This is a genomic window from Pseudonocardia sp. D17 (genome assembly GCF_036984265.1).
Taxonomy (GTDB): domain Bacteria; phylum Actinomycetota; class Actinomycetes; order Mycobacteriales; family Pseudonocardiaceae; genus Pseudonocardia; species Pseudonocardia benzenivorans.
Genome location: NZ_BPRG01000180.1, coordinates 1 through 1,312 on the forward strand (window position 1 = coordinate 1; position 1,312 = coordinate 1,312).

General features: G+C 71.2%; 1 protein-coding gene. It reads right to left on the bottom strand.

What is annotated here, in order from left to right; all coding sequences use genetic code 11:
* Positions 1–12: 12 nt before the first annotated feature.
* Entirely contained in the window at positions 13–1,077 is a 1,065-nt protein-coding gene (locus PSD17_RS25215; protein ID WP_013673384.1) for an IS110 family transposase, read from the bottom strand.
* Positions 1,078–1,312: the final 235 nt, after the last annotated feature.

Below are 1,312 nucleotides of genomic sequence, written 5' to 3' on the forward strand. Positions count from 1 at the left end.
GTTGCTCCTATGTCAAGCGGCGACCGGTTGGGGACCGGTCGTTGTGCTTGTGGTGGTGTGCAGGAGGTTGAACACGACGCGGGCGAGGCGTCGTTTGAGGGCGCGCAGGGCTTCCATCTTCGTGTTCCCCATCTCGAGCCGTCGCTGGTAGTAGGTGCGGCCGGGAGTGTCGGGCAGGCGGGCCTGGGTGACCGCGATCCGGTGTAGCGCAGCGTTGAGCTGCCGGTTCCCGCCGCGGGCGAGGCGGTGACGGTTCGTGCGCCCCGACGATGCCGGTATCGGCGCCACGCCGGCGTGCATGGCGAAACAGGCCTCGGACCGAAACCGGGACATGTTCGCCACCTCACCAATGATTTTTGCCGCGGTCAGTCCGGCCACCCCGGGCACGGCCTGCAGCTGCGGCGCGACCTGCTCGACCAGCCGTGACAGCTCCCGCTCCAGCGCGTTGACCCGCACCGTGACCGCGCGGATGTCGGCCAGCAGCTCGGCGGCGATCCGCGCCACCATCTGCGACTGCGGCGCCGGAGGGTGCTGGCCCAGCCAGGCCAGCAACCGGTCCAGCACGCGCAGCCGGTCCAGGCCGCGGGAGGGAATGTCGAGGTCGGGGTCGAGCTCGTGCAGGTGCCAGCGCACCCGGTTCTGCATCCGGGTCCGCTCGGCGACGAGGTCCTCACGATGGTCGACCAGCAGCTTCAACTCCCGCGAGGTCCGGTCGTGCTCGGCGGCGGGCAGGTCGGGCTCGCGCAGCGCGGCGCGGGCGATGGCCAGCGCGTCGATCGGGTCGGACTTGCCCCGGGTGCGGGCAGCGGCCCGGGCTCCGGCCATCAGCTTGGGCGGGACCCGCACCACCCGCTCACCCGCGGACAGCAGCGCCCGTTCCAGCCGGGTCGAGACGTGGCGGCAGTCCTCGATCGCCCACATCCGCCCGCCCGGGTGGTGTGCCCGGGCCCAGCGCACCAAGGCGGCATGGCCGCGATCGCGGGCGGGTACGGTCTTCTGCCCGATCTCGCGGCCGATCTCGTCGACCGCGACCGTCGTGTGGGTGTCCTTGTGGACGTCGACTCCCAGCACCACCATGGGTGGCGTCACCTCTTCTCATCTCGGAGGGACGGCTGGGCCGGCCGGCGGACACGTCTCAGTGGGGGCGCGGCCACGCTCCTATCAAGTCACGCCGGTCGGCCCTGACCAGCGGTGATCGGCACAACGCATGCACTCCAACCCCACACAGGGGCGGCACCGACCGTAGGAGCCAGATCACCACCGGCCAGGATCCCAACCACCGCAACAGCGGCAATCCCACCCTGACACTGAC

What these genes read in the sequence shown, in the direction of transcription:
- PSD17_RS25215 (WP_013673384.1), bottom strand. Translation starts at nt 1,077, where the DNA reads ATGGTGGTGCTGGGAGTCGACGTCCACAAGGACACCCACACGACGGTC.